General features: G+C 67.6%; 20 protein-coding genes. 13 read left to right on the plus strand and 7 right to left on the minus strand.

Annotated elements, in window-relative coordinates; genetic code table 11:
* Positions 1-28 precede the first annotated feature (28 nt).
* The 3 genes from purM (at position 29) to O5O54_RS18135 (ending at position 3,420) form a co-directional block, all read left to right on the plus strand.
* A complete protein-coding gene (purM, locus tag O5O54_RS18125; protein ID WP_279483247.1) occupies positions 29-1,102 on the plus strand; it encodes a phosphoribosylformylglycinamidine cyclo-ligase in 1,074 nt (357 codons plus the stop codon).
* Between the two features lie 56 nt (positions 1,103-1,158).
* Positions 1,159-1,794, plus strand: coding sequence for a phosphoribosylglycinamide formyltransferase (gene purN, locus O5O54_RS18130; protein ID WP_407061730.1), 636 nt, complete (start codon positions 1,159-1,161; stop codon positions 1,792-1,794).
* Positions 1,795-1,896: 102 nt separating this feature from the next.
* Positions 1,897-3,420, plus strand: a complete 1,524-nt coding sequence (locus O5O54_RS18135) for a hypothetical protein (protein WP_279483249.1) — start codon at positions 1,897-1,899, stop codon at positions 3,418-3,420.
* 9 nt (positions 3,421-3,429) lie between these two features.
* On the opposite strand, the gene O5O54_RS18140 is transcribed toward O5O54_RS18135, so the two are convergent.
* Both O5O54_RS18140 and O5O54_RS18145 read right to left on the minus strand, forming a co-directional pair.
* Positions 3,430-5,535 (minus strand): molybdopterin oxidoreductase family protein, encoded by a 2,106-nt coding sequence (locus O5O54_RS18140; protein ID WP_279483250.1) that lies wholly within the window; start codon positions 5,533-5,535, stop codon positions 3,430-3,432.
* A gap of 120 nt (positions 5,536-5,655) precedes the next feature.
* Positions 5,656-6,768, minus strand: coding sequence for an alkene reductase (locus tag O5O54_RS18145; protein ID WP_279483251.1), 1,113 nt, complete (start codon positions 6,766-6,768; stop codon positions 5,656-5,658).
* A 125-nt stretch (positions 6,769-6,893) separates the two neighbouring features.
* Here O5O54_RS18145 and O5O54_RS18150 point away from each other — a divergent pair, with 125 nt between their 5' ends.
* The 3 genes from O5O54_RS18150 (at position 6,894) to O5O54_RS18160 (ending at position 8,872) form a co-directional block, all read left to right on the plus strand.
* A complete protein-coding gene (locus O5O54_RS18150) occupies positions 6,894-7,736 on the plus strand; it encodes a 23S rRNA (adenine(2030)-N(6))-methyltransferase RlmJ (RefSeq protein ID WP_279483252.1) in 843 nt (280 codons plus the stop codon).
* 72 nt (positions 7,737-7,808) lie between these two features.
* A complete protein-coding gene (locus O5O54_RS18155; RefSeq protein ID WP_279483253.1) occupies positions 7,809-8,261 on the plus strand; it encodes a hypothetical protein in 453 nt (150 codons plus the stop codon).
* A gap of 14 nt (positions 8,262-8,275) precedes the next feature.
* Positions 8,276-8,872, plus strand: coding sequence for a glutathione S-transferase (locus O5O54_RS18160; RefSeq protein ID WP_279483254.1), 597 nt, complete (start codon positions 8,276-8,278; stop codon positions 8,870-8,872).
* 232 nt (positions 8,873-9,104) lie between these two features.
* Here O5O54_RS18160 and O5O54_RS18165 read toward each other — a convergent pair whose 3' ends face one another.
* Positions 9,105-9,758 (minus strand): porin family protein, encoded by a 654-nt coding sequence (locus tag O5O54_RS18165; RefSeq protein ID WP_279483255.1) that lies wholly within the window; start codon positions 9,756-9,758, stop codon positions 9,105-9,107.
* Between the two features lie 375 nt (positions 9,759-10,133).
* Here O5O54_RS18165 and uvrC point away from each other — a divergent pair, with 375 nt between their 5' ends.
* The 4 genes from uvrC to O5O54_RS18185 all read left to right on the plus strand — a co-directional run bounded on the left by uvrC (position 10,134) and on the right by O5O54_RS18185 (position 13,645).
* Positions 10,134-12,191, plus strand: a complete 2,058-nt coding sequence (gene uvrC, locus O5O54_RS18170; protein ID WP_279483256.1) for an excinuclease ABC subunit UvrC — start codon at positions 10,134-10,136, stop codon at positions 12,189-12,191.
* Positions 12,192-12,309: 118 nt separating this feature from the next.
* Complete coding sequence (pgsA, locus tag O5O54_RS18175; protein ID WP_279483257.1) at positions 12,310-12,891, plus strand: CDP-diacylglycerol--glycerol-3-phosphate 3-phosphatidyltransferase; 582 nt, start codon at positions 12,310-12,312, stop codon at positions 12,889-12,891.
* Between the two features lie 39 nt (positions 12,892-12,930).
* Entirely contained in the window at positions 12,931-13,182 is a 252-nt protein-coding gene (gene moaD, locus O5O54_RS18180; protein WP_279483258.1) for a molybdopterin converting factor subunit 1, read from the plus strand.
* Between the two features lies 1 nt (position 13,183).
* A complete protein-coding gene (locus O5O54_RS18185; RefSeq protein WP_279483259.1) occupies positions 13,184-13,645 on the plus strand; it encodes a molybdenum cofactor biosynthesis protein MoaE in 462 nt (153 codons plus the stop codon).
* A gap of 3 nt (positions 13,646-13,648) precedes the next feature.
* Here O5O54_RS18185 and O5O54_RS18190 read toward each other — a convergent pair whose 3' ends face one another.
* The 3 genes from O5O54_RS18190 to O5O54_RS18200 all read right to left on the minus strand — a co-directional run bounded on the left by O5O54_RS18190 (position 13,649) and on the right by O5O54_RS18200 (position 15,814).
* Positions 13,649-14,392 carry a ParA family protein gene (locus O5O54_RS18190; protein WP_279483260.1) on the minus strand — a complete coding sequence of 248 codons (744 nt, stop codon included), beginning with the start codon at positions 14,390-14,392 and terminating at the stop codon, positions 13,649-13,651.
* 221 nt (positions 14,393-14,613) lie between these two features.
* The gene (gene ndk, locus O5O54_RS18195) at positions 14,614-15,036 is read right to left on the minus strand and encodes a nucleoside-diphosphate kinase (protein ID WP_279483261.1); all 423 of its coding nucleotides are present in this window, start codon (positions 15,034-15,036) and stop codon (positions 14,614-14,616) included.
* Positions 15,037-15,118: 82 nt separating this feature from the next.
* A complete protein-coding gene (locus tag O5O54_RS18200; RefSeq protein ID WP_279483262.1) occupies positions 15,119-15,814 on the minus strand; it encodes a glutathione S-transferase family protein in 696 nt (231 codons plus the stop codon).
* 30 nt (positions 15,815-15,844) lie between these two features.
* Between O5O54_RS18200 and O5O54_RS18205 the strand changes: the two genes are divergently transcribed.
* The 3 genes from O5O54_RS18205 to O5O54_RS18215 all read left to right on the plus strand — a co-directional run bounded on the left by O5O54_RS18205 (position 15,845) and on the right by O5O54_RS18215 (position 19,206).
* Positions 15,845-16,351: a DinB family protein gene (locus tag O5O54_RS18205; protein WP_279483263.1), complete on the plus strand. Its 507-nt coding sequence runs from the start codon at positions 15,845-15,847 to the stop codon at positions 16,349-16,351.
* A gap of 52 nt (positions 16,352-16,403) precedes the next feature.
* The gene (locus O5O54_RS18210) at positions 16,404-18,302 is read left to right on the plus strand and encodes an ABC-F family ATP-binding cassette domain-containing protein (protein WP_279483264.1); all 1,899 of its coding nucleotides are present in this window, start codon (positions 16,404-16,406) and stop codon (positions 18,300-18,302) included.
* A 109-nt stretch (positions 18,303-18,411) separates the two neighbouring features.
* A complete protein-coding gene (locus O5O54_RS18215) occupies positions 18,412-19,206 on the plus strand; it encodes an alpha/beta fold hydrolase (protein WP_407061729.1) in 795 nt (264 codons plus the stop codon).
* Positions 19,207-19,210: 4 nt separating this feature from the next.
* Here O5O54_RS18215 and O5O54_RS18220 read toward each other — a convergent pair whose 3' ends face one another.
* On the minus strand, positions 19,211-19,663 hold the full coding sequence (locus tag O5O54_RS18220; protein WP_279483265.1) for a DNA polymerase III subunit chi: 453 nt from the start codon (positions 19,661-19,663) through the stop codon (positions 19,211-19,213).
* Positions 19,664-19,665: the final 2 nt, after the last annotated feature.

A 19,665-nucleotide genomic window follows, 5' to 3' on the forward strand; every position in this document is an offset into this window, starting at 1 on the left:
GAACCCGCAAACCAAAGAGGGCCACGCCATGACCGATACCGCCAAGACCGGATTGACCTATGCCCAAGCCGGCGTCGACATCGACGCGGGCAACGAACTCGTGCGCCGGATCAAGCCGCTGGTCCGTTCGACCCGCCGCCCCGGGGCCGACGGCGAGATCGGCGGATTCGGCGGGCTGTTCGACCTCAAGGCCGCGGGCTTTTCGGACCCGGTTCTGGTGGCCGCCAACGACGGCGTCGGCACCAAGCTCAAGATCGCGATCGATACCGGCCTGCACGATACGATCGGCATCGACCTCGTGGCCATGTGCGTCAACGATCTCGTGGTGCAGGGCGCCGAGCCGCTCTTCTTCCTCGACTACTTCGCCACCGGCAAGCTCGACCCGGCGCAGGGCGAGGCGATCGTCGCGGGTATCGCCGAGGGCTGCCGTCAGGCGGGCTGCGCGCTGATCGGCGGCGAAACCGCCGAGATGCCTGGCCTCTACGCCGAAAAGGACTACGATCTCGCGGGCTTCGCCGTCGGGGCCGCCGAGCGCGGACGGCTCCTGCCTAGCGCGGACCTCGTGTCGGGCGACGTGATCCTCGGCCTCGTGTCCTCCGGCGTCCATTCCAACGGCTATTCGCTGGTGCGGCGCGTGGTCGAGAAGGCCAGCGCGCGTTACGACGCGCCGGCCCCTTTCGAGGCCGGGGGCAAGAGCCTCGCCGAGGTGCTGATCGAGCCGACGCGCATCTACGTGAAGCCGCTGCTCGCCGCGATCCGCGCGGGCGACGGCATCAAGGCGCTCGCCCACATCACCGGCGGCGGCTTTCCCGAGAACATTCCGCGCGTCCTGCCGGAGCATCTGCGCGCCGACATCGACGTCCAGGTGATCCCCGTCCCGGCGGTCTTCTCCTGGCTAGCCGCGCAAGGCGGCATCGCGGAAACCGAGATGCTGCGCACCTTCAACTGCGGCGTCGGCATGATCGTCGTCGTCAGCGAGGCGGAAGCCGCGGCCGTCGCGGCGGTTCTTCAAAGCGAAGGCGAGACCGTGGTGCCGCTCGGCCGCGTCCTCCCGCGCGAGGCGGAGGCTGCCGTGACCTTCAACGGACAGCTCGCCCTGTGAGCACGGTGAAAGCCCGAAAGCGCGTCGCGGTCCTGATCTCGGGCCGCGGCTCCAACATGAGCGCGCTCATCGGCGCGGCGATGGATCCGTCCTATCCCGGCGAGATCGTGGCCGTGCTCTCCAACAAGCCGAACGCCGGAGGGCTGGCCACGGCCGCACGCTACGGCATCCCGGCTAAGGCCGTGGACCAGCGCGACTACCAGGACCGCGCGACCCATGAGCAAGCCCTGATCGAGACGTTGGACGCCTTCCGGCCGGACGTCGTCTGCCTCGCCGGCTACATGCGGCTGCTGACCCCCCTCTTCGTCGGTCACTACGCCGGGCGGATGATCAACATCCACCCCTCGCTCCTGCCGCTCTTTCCTGGCCTGCACACGCACGAGCGCGTCCTGGAAGCGGGCATGCGGATCCACGGCTGCACCGTGCATTTCGTGACCGACGACATGGACGAAGGCCCGATCATCGCGCAGGCCGCCATCGCCGTGGAGCGTGGCGACACGCCGGACGCCCTGGCGGGTCGTCTCCTGCGCGCAGAGCACCGGCTCTATCCGCACGCGCTGCGCCTCGTGCTCGACGGGACCGTACGGCAGGAGGGCAGCCGGACCGTGCACGATGCGGCGCCTGCAAGCGGCGAACGCCCCGCGAAGGAGGCAGGGACCATCCTCGTCGCGCCCGACGCGCGCGAAGGCTGACGAAAGGTCATCGGCCCTTCGTCTTTTGACTCGCAGTCCCGGATCGCTATCGTCGGCCGGTGCGTCGGACGCGTTGCCGACGGAGCCGGCTAAGGAGCAGACATGCGCCCGTCCACCCTGCATTCCACGGCCCTCGCGCTTCTGGTGTCGACGGCGTCGGCCGCCTTGGCCCAACCCGGCACGAGCCAGGAAGCCTTGGCCCTGCAGAAGCGGATGGAGCGCTACATCGGCAAGGCGGCCTTCGCCGATCGCTACGTGATCATCACGCCCAATGCCGAGGGCTACCGTGTGGCGATGGACCTGTCGCCGCTGATGTCGCACCTCACCGATTCCGGGGTGACCCTGGAGGTCAGCCCGTTCGATTTCCAGATGTCCCGGCGTGCGGACGGGAACTGGGACGTCGCGGGCAAATACTTCGAACGCCTGCGCTTCGTGACCCCCGCGGGACCGGACGGCGAGGCGATCGACCTCGACATGCGTCTGAACGACGGCGGCTACGGCGGGGTGGTCGCCGACAGCACGGGCACCTTCCTCACCTCGTCCGGCCGCGTCGGCTCGATGGACATGCGTCAGGAAGACCCGCGCTCCGTCACGCAGTCCACGATCGGAACGAACGAATACGATTGGCAGGCCTCGGACAGCGGCCCCGGCCTCGTCAACGCCACCATGGTCCAGACGATCGCGTCGAGCCGCGAGGTCGTGGTGATGAAGCTCGCGCCGGCCGAGCCGGCGGATCAGCCCGAGACCGGCGAGGCGGCGACTGCCCCGTTCGATTTCGGCCCGACGACGACGACGATGGGCGCCACGGAAATCAAGGCGTCCATGGCCGGGATGCGCGCCGCGGCGATCCAGGACCTCTGGGCGCTTGCGGTCGAGCGGTTCGAATCGTCCGCCGATGGTGGCGATACCTTCCGCGACGAGTTGCGGACGTCGCTTCGGGCGCTCGGCCCGGTCTGGACCGACTTTTCCGCCGGATACGCGATGAAGGATCTGAAGGTCGAGTCGTCGGTGGGCAGCGCCACTCTGGCCCGGTTCGAACAGACGATGAGCTCCGACGGTCTCGTGCGCTCCGGAGACCATCGGATGACCCTCGCGATCGAGGGGCTCACCCTGAATTCAGAACTGCTGCCGCCCGCCGCGCGCGACCTGATGCCCCGATCCGCCGTCTTCAATTTTGCCGCGACGGGCGTCGATCTCGAAACGCCGATGCGGCTCGTAGCCGACCATATCGATCCGAAGCGCGAAACTCTCCTGCCTCAGGAAACCGGCGAGGCGCTCCTGGCCAGCTTCCTGGAGCACCCGCCGCGCCTCCTCGTCGAGCCGAGCCGGATCACCGGGCCGGGCTACGAGATGACCGTCGACCTCGCGGCGGAGTGGAGCGGCGACGCCTACGGCCTCGTCGCCAACATTTCGGCCACGGGTATCGACGGCGTGCTGGCGAAGCTGCAGGCTGCCGGCACGCCGGAAGCCCTGCAGACGGCGGGCGTGCTGGGGCTCGCCAAGGGCTTCGGTCGGCCGGAGGTGGACGGGCGCACGGCCTGGACGATCGAGCGGCCGAGCGACGGCTCGGTCAAGGTCAACGGGGTCGAACTCGTGCCGGCCCCTGCCCCGACGACTACGCCTTGAGCAAGGCGGTTAGGCTGCGCGCACCCAGACCCGGTTGTCGTGAAAGGCCGCTCCGCCGAAGGGCGCGGCCGGATCGGCACCGGTCAGGACGTTGATCCCCTCGCCGCGCTCGAACGCGTCGTTGGGCCAGAGGCCTTCGTGGATCAAGACGCCCGGCTTGGCGCCGGCGTCCAGCTTCACCGGCAGGACCAACTCGCCGCGCCCGTTGCCAACCTCGACCCGCTGACCATTCAGAAGGCCCAGGCGCTCGGCGTCGTCCGGATGCATGCGCAGTTCGGGACGTCCCTCCCGCTTTCGGGAGCCTTCGGTCTCGGCAAAGGACGAATTGAGGAACTGCCGCGCCGGCGGCGTCGCGAGCCGGAACGGGTGCTCGGCGTCGGGCTCCTCGATCAGGGCGGCATGGTCGGGAAAGGATGGCAGCGCTTCGACCGGCCCGAGCAGCCCCATGGAGGCCGGCGGGCGGTTCGGCGCCGCGAGATCGGCCCAGTCCACGCGGAAGCGGAACCGGCGATCGCGCGTCGCGAAGCCATCGATGTAGTGCGCTTCGGCGAAGCCCGGCTGCACGTCAAGCCAGCGGTCGCGCTCCAGCGCCTCCAGCCCCTGGTAGCCGCTGCGGCGCAGGAGATCGTCGATCAGGGCGCGCTCGCTCATGCCGAAGCCCGGCCTATCCGCGACGCCGAGCCGCTTGGCCAGTTCCTCAACCACGAAGTGGTTGGTGCGGACCGTCTCGGGATGATCGATCAGCTTGGGGCCGAACAGGATGTGGCTCTGCCCGCCGCCCCGATAGATATCGTCGTACTCCACCGACATGGCGGCCGGCAGGACGAGGTCGGCGAGCTTCGCCGTATCGGTCATGAACTGCTCGTGCACCGCGACGAACAGGTCCTCGCGCAGCAGTCCGCGCACAACGTCCCGCTGCTCGGGCGCGACGTTGGCGGGGTTGGTGTTCTGCACCAGCATTGCCGTCACCGGCGGCCCGCCCGCGAGAGCCTGCCGGTCGCCCGTCAGCACCGCGCCGATCCGCGACTGGTCGAGATGGCGGATGGAAGGATCGAGGTCGCCGAGTCCTTCGATCAGCACCTTGTCGAAGCGCCACAGCGCGCCGTTGTTGTGAAAGGCGCCCCCACCTTCGTGCTGCCAATGACCGAAGACCGTGGGGACGGAAAGCGCGGCGTGCATGGCCACAGCGCCGTTGCGCTGGCGCGAGAAGCCGTAGCCGAGGCGGAAGAAGGTCCGGGGCGTGCGCCCGATCAGCGCGGCGAACCCCTCGATTTCCTCCACCGAGAGACCGGTAATCGCGCTGGCCCATTGCGGCGTGCGGGTGGAGAGATGTGCCTCCAACCCGGCCGGGTCGTCGCCGTAGCGGTCGAGATAGGCGCGGTCCGCCGTGCCGTCGCGAAATCCGATGTGCATCAGCGCACAGGCGAGAGCGCCGTCCGTGCCGGGACGCAGCTTGAGCGCGGAGTCGGCCTGTTTCATCGTCGGGTTGTCGTAGATGTCGATCACAACGATCGGCGCACCGCGCTCCTTCCGGGCGCGCACGGCGTGGGTCATGACGTTGACCTGCGTCGCCACCGCATTGGTGCCCCAGATCACGACGCAGTCGGACTTCGCCATCTCGCGCGGATCGACGCCCGCGAGCCGTCCCGTCCCGGCGACGAAGCCGGTCCAGGCGGTATTGGTGCAGATCGTGTCGAACTCGCCGGAATAGCGCTTGGCGTGGCGCAGGCGGTTGATCCCGTCGCGCTGCACGAGGCCCATCGTGCCGGCATAATAATAGGGCCAGACGGCTTCCGAGCCGTGGCGCGCCTCCGCCCGGAGGAACTGTTCCGCCACGAGGTCGAGCGCGTCGTCCCAGCCGATCTCGCGCCAGCCGCCGTCGCCCTTGCCCCCCGCGCGCTGCAGCGGCTTCAGGAGGCGGCCGGGATGGTGGACCCGCTCGGCATAGCGGGCGACCTTGGCGCAGATGACGCCCGCCGTGTAACTGTTGTCCTCGGCGCCTCGCACGCGGCCGATCGTGCGCTCGTCGAGGATCTCGACCTCCAGCGCGCAGGTGGACGGGCAATCGTGCGGACAGGCGGTGTAACCCTTGCGGGCCGGGACGTGCTGGTTCATGCGCGAGACCTTACTGGAGGCCGCGTGCCCTCGCCCATTCTTTTTAGCAATGCAAGCGATCGACATCGCCGATCGAAGCAGAAGGCCGGGCGACGACGCCCGGCCTCTGTCTTGTAGGCGTCAGGCCGCCTGCGCGTAGCGAGCCCGCTCTTCGGGGGTCAGCGAGGGGTAGTCGGTATAGCCGCGCTCGTCGCCGCCATAGAACGTGGCGTTGTCCCATTCGTTGAGCGGCGCGCCCACCTCGACGCGGGCGACGAGGTCGGGGTTGGAGATGAACAGCTTGCCGAAGCAGGCGAGATCGATCTCGCCCTTTTCGATCTGCTCGATAGCGAACTGCGGGTCGTAGTTGTTGTTGCCCATGTAGACGCCGTCGAAGCGCTGACGAAGGGCTGCGTAGTCGAAGCCGTCCTTGTTGCGATCGCCGCCCGTCTGGCCTTCGATCACATGGAGGTACAGCGGCTTGCGCTTGTTCAGCTCCTCGACATAGGCGTTAAACAGGCCCTGCTGGTCACTCTCGCTGGACCCGCCCATCACAGTGACGGGCGAAATGCGCACGCCGACATGCTCTTTGTCCCAGGCGGCGATCACCGCATCCAGAACCTCGAGCGGGAAGCGCATCCGGTTCTCGACCGAGCCGCCGTAGCGATCGGTGCGCGTGTTGGTGCCGTCGCGCAGGAACTGGTCGAGCAGGTAGCCGTTGGCCGAATGGACCTCGACACCGTCGAAGCCGGCCGCACGGGCGTTGCGCGTCGCCTTGACGTAGTCCTGGATCACACGCGGCAACTCGCTCTCGTCCAGCGCGCGGGGCGTCTCGTGCTCCTTGAAACCCTCCTCCGTGAAGGCCTTGCCGCTCGGCTTGACGGCCGAAGGCGCCACCGGTGGCTGGTTACCCGGCTGCAGGTCGGGATGCGAAATGCGGCCAACATGCCAGAGCTGCAGGACGATCTTCCCGCCCTCGGCATGCACGGCGTCGGTCACCTTCTTCCAGGCCGTGACCTGCTCGTCGGAAAAGATGCCGGGCGTCCAGGCATAGCCCCGCCCTTCGGGCGAGATGTTGGTGGCTTCCGAAATGATCAGGCCAGCACCCGCCCGCTGGCGGTAGTACTCGACGTGCATCTCCTTGGGCACGCCGTCGCTGGTGGCGCGGCTGCGCGTCAACGGCGCCATGACGGCGCGATTGGCAAGGCGCAGCGGCCCAAGATCGAACGGCTGGAAGAACTTCTTTTCGGCCATGGAAAGGGTCCCGATTTCAATTCGCGGCTGGGCGCGTTTCGCGCTACCAACGCCGCATATGGGGTGCGGGTTCGCGTTGCAGCATCCCCCCTTTCGCAAATGCAGCGTTCACGGAGCGATAACCTTTGAACTATCGGCACGCCTTCCACGCCGGAAACTTCGCCGACGTGGTGAAGCACGCCCTCCTCTGCCGCCTGATCGAATATCTCAAGCGCAAGGACAAGCCGTTCCGCGTGATGGACACGCATGCCGGACGCGGCCGATACGACCTCAAGGCGGACGAGGCCCGACGCACGGGCGAGCACGAGGCGGGCATCTCGGCGCTCCGCGCCTCTCCGGCCTGGGACGAGCCGCTCCTCGCGCCCTATCGCGAAAGCGTCGAGGCCGCCGAGGCGTCGCTCGGGGCCGACGCCTATCCCGGCAGCCCATGGATCGGGCGCCACCTCCTGCGGCGCCAGGACCGGCTGTCGGCCTACGAGTTGCATCCCGTCGACGCGGCGGCGCTGGGCGAGGTGTTCGCCGGCGACGTCCAGGTGAAGACGATCGAGCTCGACGGCTGGCTGGCGCTCGGCGCGCATCTGCCGCCGAAGGAGAAACGAGGCCTCGTCCTGGTCGACCCGCCCTTCGAGGAAGTGGGCGAGTTCGAGCGCATCGTCGAGCGTGTGACGCAGGCTTGGCAGCGTTGGCCCGGCGGCACCTACGCCGTGTGGTATCCGATCAAGCGGCGCGCGCAATACGAGGCTTTTCACGCGGCCCTGCGCTCAAGCGGCATGCGCAACGTGATCGCGGCCGACTTCTTCCGGGATCCCTTTTCCGCGGAGGAGCGGCTCGTCGGAACGGGCTTCGCCGTGGTGAACCCGCCCTTCACCTTCGCAGCGGAAGCGGATGCCATCTTGCGCGCGCTACGCCCGGTGCTCGGCGTGGCGGATCGCGCCGATTGTGGCATCATTGCGCTGGTCGCCGAATGATCCGGGTGCAATATAACCCTTAACGAATGGCGCTACGCGCCCGAAGCCGCCCGTGCACGAAGGATCCGATCCATGCGCTCCCGCCTCGCCGCAGTCTCCGCTCTGGTCGCCGCCTCGGTCGCCGCGCCCGCTTTCGCGGCCGACTATTACCAGGCCGTGCCGGCTCCGGCGGTGATCGTCACGACGGCCAAGGTTCCGGCCTGCGACGACGCGCGCGTGCTGGCGCAGGTGGAGGATCAGTTCGAGTACGGCGCGCCCAACACCATTCCCGCCGCTCTGGCGGTCGTGGAGTTCAGCGGCCTGTTCGAGAAAGCCTACCAACCCATGGGCGGCCACAAGGAGATCGAGCGCCGCTACTGCCAAGGCACGGCGCTGATCTCCAGCGGCGAGGAGCGCACCTTCTACTACGTTATCGAATATCCGATGGGCTATGCCGGGCTCGGTTGGCGCGCCGAGGGCTGCGTGCTCGGGTTGGACCCCTGGAAGGTCTACGGCGCCAACTGCGAATCGCTGCGCCGGTTCTGACGGATCGTCCTGCCATGCGCCTCCTCTATTCCAAGCCCTCGCCCTACTCCTCCAAGGTGCGCATGGCCGCGCATCTATGCGACCTGGCGCTCGACCTCGTTCCGACCAACACGGCCGACGAGGGCGCCGAGCTCACGCAGTCGAACCCGATCGGCAAGATCCCGGCCCTGATCCTCGACGACGGCACGACGCTCTACGATAGCCGCGTGATCTGCGAGTATCTCGACCGCCGAGCCGGCAACCCGATCATTCCGCAGGCACCGGAAGCTTGGGCCGCAACCAAGCGCGTCGAGGCGCTGGCCGACGGCATGACCGAGGCAGCGATGGCCGCGCTCTACGAGAAGCGCTATCGGCCCGAGCCGATGTGGTACGAGCCCTGGATGGACAAGCAGTGGCGCCGCGCCCACCGGGCGCTGGACGCGCTGGAGCAGGAAGTCGCGACCCTTCCCGAGACGCCGAACCTCGCCCATCTGGCCGTGGCGTCGGACCTCGCCTGGGTGCAGCTCCGCTTCCCCCAGGAACTGAACGGCCGCCACCCGGCGCTGGCCGACTGGCTCGACCGCTTCTTCGCGGCGCATCCGCAACTGGCGGCGCTAAAGCCTGTGGCTTGAGACGCATAGACGGCGATGAGGCGGCTGACGGACGCGAGTTCGCAACCATCGCGCATCGGCAAGAAGCATCTTCTTACCCTCTCGCCGTCATCCTCAGGCTTGACCCGAGTATCTGCGACGGCTCAACGCCTCGACGTGGTAAGATCCTCGGGTCGAGCCCGAGGATGACGGCTTGAAATGGCCGATCGCCTTTGACGCGAAACCCATTGCCCACTCTGCAGAGCCGAGACCCTCAGAACTTCAGAGCGAGGCCGGCCCGGATCGAGTGCTCGTCGAAGCCGGAGGAGACGGTGACGTTGCCGAGGTCGTAGTCCTTGGACTCGAAGTCGGAATAGCGATACTCGACGCGCGAGGTCACGCTGTCGGTGACCTTCGCCTCGACGCCCGCGCCGAGCGTGTAGCCGACATGGGTCTTGTCGTCCGACACGTTGCCGAGCGACAGCTCCTTGTTGGCGACGGCGACGCCGCCCGTGGCGAACAGCATGATCGGATCCCAAGCCACGCCGACCAGCGCGCGCAGGGAGCCGAAGGCCGTCGAGTCTGCCGAAATCGGCACGCCGGTGGCGACGTTGAAGCCGCCGGCGGAGAGGTCGAACGCGCCCAAATCGGCCTCTGCGCCGTAGACGAGCGCGCCGTTCTGCAGCGTGTAGCCGGTATAGACGCCGCCCACCACGCCGTCGCCGTCGAACTTGGCGCCGCCGGACTGGTCGACATTGGCGAAATTGTATCCGACGAAGCCGCCGGCATAGGGACCGGACCAGGTATAGACCGAGGCTTCCGGCGCATAGGCGGGCGTCGGCTCCGCCACCACGGCGTCGGCGGCGAAAGCCTGCGCCGTCGGCAGCATCACGATTGCACTCAAGGCCAAGGTGCGGAACACCTTCATGGTCCAACTCCGAAGAAGGCGACGCTCATGCCTTCCGACTACGATCGACTGACGCAACGCCGACAGAGCCTCGGCGTTCCGGTGCCGGCTACGCTCTTGAGACAAGCGCTCCGAAATCCGATGCCTCATGTAAGCGGCCGAGGCCCCCTTCGCCAATTGCACGGCGGTGACACTCGCTTTTTTCTCTGGCCGCGCTAACGGCTTTTCCGCCTTCGTCGCGCCGGATTGCCCCTGCAAAGCGCGGACATGGTGAATCATATAAGGGGAAGCGCGGCGCAGGACGCGGCCCGCCGGGCGGCTCCGTTTCGGCGCAGGCGCTATCGGTCCCTTCCGCGGGGCCGAGGCATCCAACCCCGCTTTCCCGGCGAAGACGACATGGCAGAAGAACTGGCACCCGAGATCGACGACGACTTCGACGGAGAGGACGACTTCGCCGAACCCGAGATGGACGCGGGTGCGGAAACGAGCACGGCCGCCTCGCTGGTCGCCGCGATCGAATGGCACGACGGCGGCCGCGAGGTCGATCAGACGCTCATCGGCGCCGAGCTGATCTCCGAGTTCCAGAAGCGGCTGCCCAACAGCCCCGGTGTCTACCGGATGTTCGACGAGGCGAACGAGGTTCTCTACGTCGGCAAGGCGAAGTCGCTGAAGAAGCGGGTGGCGAGCTACACGCGCCTGGCCGGCCACAACAACCGGATCATGCGGATGATCCGGGCGACGCGGCACATGGAGTTCGTCACCACGCGGACGGAGACGGAGGCGCTTCTCCTCGAGGCGAACCTCATCAAGCGTCTGCGTCCGCGTTTCAACGTCCTGATGCGGGACGACAAGTCGTTTCCCTACATCCTCGTCTCGGACGACCACAAGGCGCCGGCCATCTTCAAGCACCGCGGCGCGCGCTCGCGGAAGGGCAGCTATTTCGGCCCCTTCGCCTCCGGCGGCGCGGTGGGGCGCACGGTGGCCTCGCTTCAGCGCGCGTTCCTGCTTCGCACCTGCACAGACAGCGTGTTCGAGACGCGCACCCGCCCCTGCCTCCTCTATCAGATCAAGCGCTGCGCCGGCCCGTGCACCGGCGAGATCTCGCTGGAGGGTTATGCCGGGCTGGTCGGCGAGGCGAAGGCGTTCCTGTCCGGCAAGTCGGGCCAGGTGAAGCAGTCCATCGCCCGCGCCATGCAGGAGGCCTCAGACGACCTCGATTTCGAGCGCGCGGCGGTCTACCGCGACCGCCTGTCGGCGCTGTCGCATATCCAGTCGCACCAGGGCATCAACCCGCATGGCGTGGAGGAAGCCGACGTCTTCGCCATCCATCAGGAGGGCGGGCTGACCTGTATCCAGGTCTTCTTCTTCCGCACCGGCCAGAACTGGGGCAACCGCGCCTACTTCCCGAAGGCCGACCCCTCGCTGGAGCCCGGCGAGGTGCTGGGCGCCTTCCTGGCGCAGTTCTACGACGACAAGCCACCCGCCGCGCTCATCCTGCTCCCCGTCGATGTCGAGGACCGGGAGCTCCTGTCCGACGCGCTGTCGGCCAAGGCAGAGCGCCGGGTCGAGATCGCGGTCCCGAAACGCGGCGAGAAGAAGGACCTCGTCGACCACGCCACCAGCAACGCCCGCGAGGCGCTGGGACGGCGGCTTGCCGAGACCTCGTCGCAGGCGCGCCTTCTTGCGGGGCTGAAGGAGACGTTTGGGCTGGATCAGGTGCCGCGGCGCATCGAGGTCTTCGACAACTCGCATATCATGGGCACCAACGCAGTCGGTGCGATGATCGTCGCCGGGCCGCAGGGCTTCGCCAAGAGCCAGTACCGCAAGTTCAACATCCGCGGCACCGACATCACCCCGGGCGACGACTTCGGCATGATGCGCGAGGTGATGACGCGGCGCTTCTCCCGGCTCATCAAGGAGCACGGCGATGCCGGCCCGCAACCGGCCGCGCCCATCGACGCGGATGCCGACGAGCCGGTCGAGGCGGCGGAGATGCCGGCCTGGCCCGACCTCGTGCTGATCGACGGCGGCAAGGGGCAGATTTCGGCGGTGCGCACCATCCTCGGCGAGCTCGGCATCGCCGACAAGGTGACGACGATCGGCGTCGCCAAGGGTGTCGACCGCGACGCCGGGCGCGAGCGGTTCATCGTGGAAGGGCGCGAGCCCTTCTCGCTGCCGCCGCGCGACCCGGTCCTCTACTTCCTGCAGCGCCTGCGCGACGAGGCGCACCGCTTCGCCATCGGCACTCACCGCGCGAAGCGGAAGAAGGAACTGACCAAGAATCCGCTGGACGAGATCGGCGGGATCGGCCCCTCGCGCAAGCGGGCGCTGCTCCACCATTTCGGGACGGCCAAGGCGGTCTCGCGCGCGGCCTTCGACGACCTTCTCAAGGTGGAGGGCATTTCGGCGGCGATGGCGCGGTCGATCTACGACCATTTCCACGAGCGTCAGTAGGTCCGTGAGGGTCTATTTCGCCCGCCGATGTTGACGGGCGGAGCCCGCCGCGTTTGAACAGCCGTAACAAGACGCGCGTATCCCTCGGCCGACTCGTCCCTCCAACCGGACCGATCTCATGGCATCCCAGGCGTACAGCCTCCCCAACATCCTGACCTACGCCCGGATCGCCGCCGTTCCCCTCGTGGTTCTCTGCTTCTTCGTGGAAGGCCGCCTCCATGGCTCCGACACCGCACGCTGGACGGCCCTCGGGCTCTTCGTGGCGGCGAGCGTGACGGACTGGCTGGACGGCTATCTCGCCCGCGCCTGGCAGCAGACCTCAACCATCGGGCGCATGCTGGACCCGATCGCCGACAAGCTGCTTGTCGCCGCCGCGCTGCTGGTCCTAGCCGCCGACGGCACCATCGCCGGCTGGACGATCTGGGCCGCGATCGTGATCCTCTGCCGCGAGATCCTCGTCTCGGGGCTCCGCGAGTATCTTGCGGAGCTGAAGGTCTCAGTGCCCGTCACCCGGCTCGCGAAGTGGAAGACGGCGACGCAGATGGTCGCCATCTCCTTCCTCCTGGCGGGGCCGGCGGGCGACCAGCTCGTGCCGTTCGTGACGCAGGCGGGCATCCTGCTTCTCTGGATCGCCGCGATCATCACGCTTTACACCGGCTACGATTACTTCCGCGCCGGCCTGCGCCATATCGACGTCTGACACCGGACGGAGCCGTCCGGGATTCGGGAGGCTTGGATCATGAAGATCGTCTATTTCGCCTGGGTCCGCGAGCGGATCGGCATGGGGGAGGAAGAGGTCGCCCTGCCTGCCGGCATCGTCACGGTGGACGACCTGCTTCACTGGCTGAAAGGTCGCGGCGACAACTACGCGGCGGCGCTCCAGGCGCCGGAGATGATCCGCGTCGCCATCGACCAGGAGCACGTGCCCCATTCGCAGCCGATCGGGAACTGCACGGAGATCGCGCTCTTCCCACCGATGACGGGCGGCTGAGATGGACGCCGTATCCGTCGCCGTCCAGAAGGGTCGGATCGATCTCGCGGAGGAAACGCGTCGCGCGGCGCCGGGCGGCGATGCGGGCGCCGTGGTGACCTTCGCAGGCTACTGCCGGGACGAAGGCGGCCGGCTCCGGGCGCTGGAGATCGAGCACTATCCCGGCATGGCCGAGCGCGCGATCCGGATGATCGCCGAAGAGGCGACCCGTCGCTGGCCGGTGCTCGGCCTGCGCTGCATCCACCGCTACGGCATGATCGGGCCGGGCGAGGAGATCGTCTTCGTCGCCTGCGCCTCGGTCCATCGGCAGGCCGCCTTCGAGGCGGCGAGCTTCGTCATGGACTTCATGAAGTCGAAGGCTCCCTTCTGGAAGCGCGAGCACCTCGCCGACGGCACGACCGGCGGCTGGGTGGAGGCGAAGGACACGGACGACCTCGCCGCCGACCGCTGGCACCGGCTCTAGCGTTCAAGCGAAGGCATACCGTTCCGCGCGGGCGGGGACGGTCGGCTTGAGAAGTGGCATCTCGTCCGCCAACCGGCGCACCTCCATTGAGCGCGCCGGCCGACGAAGGCCGTAGAGATCGAGTTCGAACAGCAGGTTCTCCGCCTCGACCCGCGCCCTGGCAAGGCCGGGCGCCTCGTCATCGCCGAGCGTATGCACGGTGCCGCCGACAAGGAACGGCGCCTCGAAGGCGGCCCGAAGCGACAGCCCGGCTGGCAGGCGAACCGTGCGGCGCTCGCGAAGCTGACCTTCGACCGCACGTGCGATCCGGCTCGGGATCTGCGTCACGGCGGTCGCGACGAACGCGCGGCCTCCCGGTTTGCGCCTTTCGATCTGGTCGATCAGTCGGTCGGTTTCGATCGCGGCCGAGACCGAAAGCGGCGAAAAGCGCACGGGAACCAACGCCATGTGCGACATCTCGAAGGCGGCACGCAGACGGTCCCGCTTGAAGCCGGCATCGATGACCACGGTGCGCCCGTGCCGCCGGGCGTTGTGGACGAGCTCCCGCAGATGGTCGCCGTCGGTGCATCGGGCAACGGATATCAGGTCGGGCCGGCCGGGGCGGTGCGACCAGCGAACGAGATCGGGGTTGCGGGCCGCATCCACCAGGAGAACGGAGCAGCCGGCATCGGCCAGGGTTCCCGCCAGCGTCAGCGCGAGCGTGGAACTGCCGCCGCTGCGCACACTCCCGATGGCGATCACCGCCATTTCGATCCCCCTGTCTCGACCCGCGCCCTATCCGTTCGAATCGTCCACCGCGTTGCTCGCGTCCCGACTGCTATTCATCCCGACGACACATAGGCAGACAACCCTTTGCGAAGATGGCGGAAACATCGCTCCTGCCCCGGCAACCGGCATGATGCGCGCGCGCAACAAAAAGGCGGCGGACCTTACGGTCCACCGCCTTTCGAAGAGTTAGTCGGGTGGTGTCAGCCGACGATCTCGGTCTCGGAGAACCAGTAGGCGATCTCTTCCTTGGCGGTCTCGGCGGCATCGGAGCCGTGGACCGAGTTCTCGCCGATCGAGAGCGCGTGCACCTTGCGGATCGTGCCTTCGGCGGCCTGCGTCGGGTTGGTGGCACCCATCAGCTCGCGATTGCGCGAGATGGCGTTCTCGCCTTCCAGAACCTGGACGATCGTCGGACCGGCCGACATGGACTCGACCAGCTCGCCGAAGAAGGGGCGCTCCTTATGGACGGCGTAGAAGCCTTCGGCCTCGCGGCGGCTCATCCAGACGCGCTTGGAAGCGACGACGCGCAGGCCACCCTCTTCCAGCATCTTGGTGATCGCGCCCGTGAGGTTGCGACGGGTCGCGTCGGGCTTGATCATGGAGAAGGTGCGTTCGATCGCCATCGGCCGTAGTCCTTATCGAAAGGGCTGAAGATGGCGCGCTCTATAGCTGCCGCCCTGCGCTGCGGCAAGGCGGCCCGGCATGTCACGCGACGGCGGGCAGACTGCGCCCGATCCCGCCATGCAGGTCGAGGCAGCGCTCGAACCAGTCGCGGATCGGATCCTCGGCCTCGAAGAAGCCGAAGGTCGAGATACAGCGTAGCCACTGAAAGGCGCCGAACACGATGTAGTCGGCGAACATAGGCCCTTCGCCCGCCAGGAACGGCTGCCGGCGCAAGGTGGCTCTTAAAGGCTCGAGCGATTTCGACACCGTCGCGCGCTTCTCCTCGCTCCGCCCGTCCTGCACCGCCTCGATCGGCTTGCCAAAGGTCCGCTCGCGGCTGGCCCGGAAGAAGGCTTGGTTCTCCTCGTCCTGGAAGGCGTGGATCTCCATGATCGTCGCCTTGACGATGGCCGGATGCAGCGTGCGCTGCGACCAGCTTTCCACGAAGCGCGCGAGCGCACGTCCGCTCGATCCCTCGAAGAGCGCGGGCCGGTCGGGATAGGCGTCGTCTAGATACTCGGCGATGGCGAAGCTGTCCTGCACCACGCGGTCGCCGTCGCGGATCACCGGCACCGTGCGTCCGCCGCCACCCTCGATGTCGGCCACCTCGACGAAGCGCACGGGCACGGTCTCGAAATCGAGCCCCTTGTGGGCGAGCGCCATGCGCGCCTTCCAACAATGCGGCGAGAACGGCCGCGAAGGATCGCTGCCGACGAGGTCGTAGAGGCGTATGGTCATCGGTGATTCTCCCGGCTGGAGCCTTCCGCTTTGTATCACGAACAGTTCCTCGCTCTCGCCGCCTACAACCGATGGGCCAACGGCAGGCTCTATGGGGCCGCCGAGGCCCTGACGTCCGAGCAATTCCATGCGGATCGCGGCGTGTTCTTCCGTTCGTTGAGCGGCACGCTGAACCACCTTCTGTGCGCGGACCGGATCTGGTTGCGCCGGCTTACGGGCTCGGGCGACGCACCGGATCGGCTCGATGCCATCCTCTTCGAAGATCTGGAACCGCTTTCCAGGGCGCGCCGCGCCGAAGACGAGCGGCTGGAGGACTACGTCATGGGTCTGACCGAGGCCGACCTTGCGGCCACCTTCCGCTATTCGCCGATCACCCGACCGGGCGTCATCGAAGGTCGGATCGGACCGACACTGCTCCACGTCTTCAACCACCAGGCCCATCATCGCGGGCAGGCTCATGCCGTGATCACCGGTTTCGGGCATGGGGGACCGAGCATGGATCTCGTCGCCTTTCTGCGCGAGACCGGCCGCGGCTGACGGCCGTCCGCTCCGTCTTTCGCCGACGCCGCAAACATGGCAAAAGCCCGCCATGCTCCAGATCACCGACCTGTCCGCGCGCGTCGCGGGCCGCCTCCTCATCGATCACGCCAACCTGTCGATCCCGGCCGGGACGAAGGCGGGGCTCGTCGGGCGGAACGGTGCGGGCAAGTCGACGCTGTTTCGCGTGATCACGGGCGATCTCGCGTCGGAAAGCGGCGGCGTCTCCATTCCTCGCAACACGCGCATCGGACAGGTGGCGCAGGAGGCGCCGGGTACGGAACAGTCGCTGCTGGATGTCGTGCTGGCCGCCGACCTCGAACGCGTGGCGCTGCTCCAGGAGGCCGAGACGGCCTCCGATCCGCAGCGCATCTCCGAGATCCACCTGCGGCTCGCCGACATCGAGAGCCATTCGGCCGAGGCTCGCGCCGCCGCGATCCTCGACGGCCTCGGCTTCGACGCCGCCGCGCAGGCGCGGCCCGTCTCGTCCTTTTCCGGCGGCTGGCGCATGCGCGTCGCGCTGGCGGCGGTCCTGTTCTCGCGGCCCGACCTCCTGCTGCTGGATGAGCCGACCAACTATCTTGATCTCGAAGGCACGCTCTGGCTGGAGAACTTCGTCTCCCGCTACCCCTACACCGTGCTGATCATCAGCCACGATCGCGACGTCCTCAACAACGCCGTCAACGCGATCATCCATCTCGACCAGAAGAAGCTCGTCTTCTATCGCGGCGACTACGACAGCTTCGAGCGCCAGCGCGCGGAAAAGCTCGAGCTGCTCGGCAAGGCGATCGCCAAGCAGGACGCCGCGCGCAAGCATATGGAGGCCTTCGTCGAGCGCTTCCGCGCCAAGGCCTCGAAGGCCCGGCAGGCACAGTCGCGCCTCAAGGCGCTGGAGCGGATGAAGCCGCTCCAGGCGATCGTGGAAGAGCATGTCACGCCTTTCGTCTTCCCGAAGCCCGAAAAGATCCTCGCCTCGCCGATCATCCGCATGGAAGGCGTCTCGGTCGGCTACTCGCCGGAGCGCTCGATTCTGCGCGGGCTCGACATCCGCATCGACGCCGACGACCGGATCGCGCTGCTCGGCGCCAACGGCAACGGCAAGTCCACTTTCGCCAAGCTGATCGCCGAGCGCCTCCATGCCCAGCGTGGGACGGTGACGCGCGCGCCGGGCCTGAAGATCGCGATGTTCGCGCAGCATCAGATCGACGACCTGCGCCCCAACGAGACGGCCGTCCAGCACGTGCGCCGCTTCATGCCCGATGCGCCGGAAGCCAAGGTCCGCGCGCGGGTCGCGCAGATGGGCCTGCCGACGCAGAAGATGGACACGGTGGCCGACAGCCTCTCCGGTGGCGAGAAGGCGCGTCTCCTGATGGGCCTCGCTACGATCGACGCGCCCAACCTTCTGATCCTCGACGAGCCGACCAACCACCTCGACATCGAGGCGCGCGAAAGCCTGGTGCATGCGCTGAACGACTTCCCCGGCGCCGTGATCCTGATCAGCCACGACCGGCACATGGTCGAGGCGACCATGGACCGGCTCTGGATCGTCGGCGACGGAACCGTGTCGCGCTACGACGGCGACCTCGACGACTACAAGAAGCTGATCCTCTCGGGCGCGCGCGCCGGCGGCGGCAACCAGGGCGAACTCGTGAACGAGGCGCCCGCGGCCACCGTCTCGAAAGTCGATCAGCGGCGACAGGCGGCCGAGAAGCGCGAGGCGCTCAAGCCCCTGAAAAAGAAGATCACGGCGCTGGAGGTGCAGATGTCGCGCCTTCAGGCGACCATCAAGGACCTCGACGAGAAGCTCGCCGACCCCGCGCTCTATACCCGCGATCCGGCGAAGGCGGCGGATCTCGGACGCCAGAAATCGGCGGCCGAAAAGACGCTGGAGAAGTGCGAGGCTGAGTGGCTCGAGTTCACCGAAGAGCACGACGCCGCGATGGCGGACTGACACGTTGGGGAAATGGTTCACAAGTCCTTGAGATGACCCTCGGGCGGCGCTAGCTTTCCGTCGTGGCGGCAGGAGATTGGGTCGGAAGCCGCCCGAAGGGCGATTCGTCATGCGGCGTCCCATTCTTTCCAGCCTGCTCGCCGTTCTGGTCCTGACGACCTTTCCGGCCGACGAGCCCCGGAGCCGGGCCTTCGACGAGCCGGTCCCGATGCAGACGGGTTTTGCCGAGGTCAACGGCATAGATTTGTTCTTTCGCGTCTACGGCGAAGGCCCTCCGATCCTGATGATCCATGGCGGCCTGTCCGACAGCCGAGTCTGGCGCGCGCAGCTGGCCCGGCTTTCGGAGCATCACAGCGTGATCGTCGCCGACAGCCGGGGCCAGGGGCGTTCGACCTCGACCAAGGACGTCATCACCTACGACCGCATGGCGGACGACTATCTCGCCCTCCTCGACGCGCTGCACATCCGCAAGGTCGCGCTGGTCGGTTGGAGCGACGGTGGCATCATCGGCCTCGACATCGCGATCCGCCATCCCGAGCGCCTGTCGCGCCTCTTCGTTCAGGCCGCCAACGCGACGCCCGACGGCTCCCTCGCCTACAAGCCGGATGATTCAAGTCGCCCGGAGCTGCGTCATTACGACGACGTCCAGCAGGAGATCGAGGCGCTCTGGGCAAACGAACCGAACTTCACCAGCGAGGATCTGCGGTCGATTCCGGTGCCGACGGAGATCGCCATCGGCGAGCATGACGAGGCGATCAGCCGTGAGCACACGGAGTACATCGCCTCCACCATTCCCGGCGCGAAGCTCCTGATCCTGCCCGCTGTCGGCCATTCCGCTCCGCTGGAGGATCCCGACGGCTACGCCTCCGCCGTCCTCGACTTCGTGGACGGGACGAGCAGCTGAGCCGTCACGCCTTCTTCACCCAGCGCCGGTCTTCGGTCTGCTGCCAGTAGGTGACCGTGTGCCCGGCCGCCTTCTCGACCTTCCAGCGCTCGCGGGCGGTGGCGAGCTGGTCGGGATCGTGGCCGTCGAAGAGATAGACGCCGCGCTGATACGGGCCGAGGTCGTCGGGCACCGCGCCGTCCACCATGAAGCGGACATGCGGGTCGTTGGCGCGCTGCTCCGGCTCGATGGTGAGGAGGATGGGCTGGAGCGCGCCCCCCCCTTCGGCGTCCGAGCCGTGGGGAAGGAAGCTGTCGTCCTTGTAGGTCCAGAGATGCTGATCCAGCGCGTCGCGCCGCTCGGGGCTCGACGCCTGAACGACCACGCGCCAGCCGCGCGCGAGGGAGCGCTCCAGGAGATCCGGGAGCGCATCCTCCATTCGGCTTTCGGTCAGGTGGTAGAAGAGGACCTCGGCCACGG

It is taken from the genome of Aureimonas sp. SK2 (assembly GCF_029813115.1).
Taxonomy (GTDB): Bacteria; Pseudomonadota; Alphaproteobacteria; order Rhizobiales; family Rhizobiaceae; genus Aureimonas.

Coding starts and splice junctions, on each gene's coding strand:
- purM (WP_279483247.1), top strand. CDS start 29: ATGACCGATACCGCCAAGACCGGATTGACCTATGCCCAAGCCGGCGTC.
- purN (WP_407061730.1), top strand. CDS start 1,159: ATGAGCGCGCTCATCGGCGCGGCGATGGATCCGTCCTATCCCGGCGAG.
- O5O54_RS18135 (WP_279483249.1), top strand. CDS start 1,897: ATGCGCCCGTCCACCCTGCATTCCACGGCCCTCGCGCTTCTGGTGTCG.
- O5O54_RS18140 (WP_279483250.1), bottom strand. CDS start 5,535: ATGAACCAGCACGTCCCGGCCCGCAAGGGTTACACCGCCTGTCCGCAC.
- O5O54_RS18145 (WP_279483251.1), bottom strand. CDS start 6,768: ATGGCCGAAAAGAAGTTCTTCCAGCCGTTCGATCTTGGGCCGCTGCGC.
- O5O54_RS18155 (WP_279483253.1), top strand. CDS start 7,809: ATGCGCTCCCGCCTCGCCGCAGTCTCCGCTCTGGTCGCCGCCTCGGTC.
- O5O54_RS18160 (WP_279483254.1), top strand. CDS start 8,276: ATGCGCCTCCTCTATTCCAAGCCCTCGCCCTACTCCTCCAAGGTGCGC.
- O5O54_RS18165 (WP_279483255.1), bottom strand. CDS start 9,758: ATGAAGGTGTTCCGCACCTTGGCCTTGAGTGCAATCGTGATGCTGCCG.
- uvrC (WP_279483256.1), top strand. CDS start 10,134: ATGGCAGAAGAACTGGCACCCGAGATCGACGACGACTTCGACGGAGAG.
- pgsA (WP_279483257.1), top strand. CDS start 12,310: ATGGCATCCCAGGCGTACAGCCTCCCCAACATCCTGACCTACGCCCGG.
- moaD (WP_279483258.1), top strand. CDS start 12,931: ATGAAGATCGTCTATTTCGCCTGGGTCCGCGAGCGGATCGGCATGGGG.
- O5O54_RS18185 (WP_279483259.1), top strand. CDS start 13,184: ATGGACGCCGTATCCGTCGCCGTCCAGAAGGGTCGGATCGATCTCGCG.
- O5O54_RS18190 (WP_279483260.1), bottom strand. CDS start 14,392: ATGGCGGTGATCGCCATCGGGAGTGTGCGCAGCGGCGGCAGTTCCACG.
- ndk (WP_279483261.1), bottom strand. CDS start 15,036: ATGGCGATCGAACGCACCTTCTCCATGATCAAGCCCGACGCGACCCGT.
- O5O54_RS18200 (WP_279483262.1), bottom strand. CDS start 15,814: ATGACCATACGCCTCTACGACCTCGTCGGCAGCGATCCTTCGCGGCCG.
- O5O54_RS18210 (WP_279483264.1), top strand. CDS start 16,404: ATGCTCCAGATCACCGACCTGTCCGCGCGCGTCGCGGGCCGCCTCCTC.
- O5O54_RS18215 (WP_407061729.1), top strand. CDS start 18,412: ATGCGGCGTCCCATTCTTTCCAGCCTGCTCGCCGTTCTGGTCCTGACG.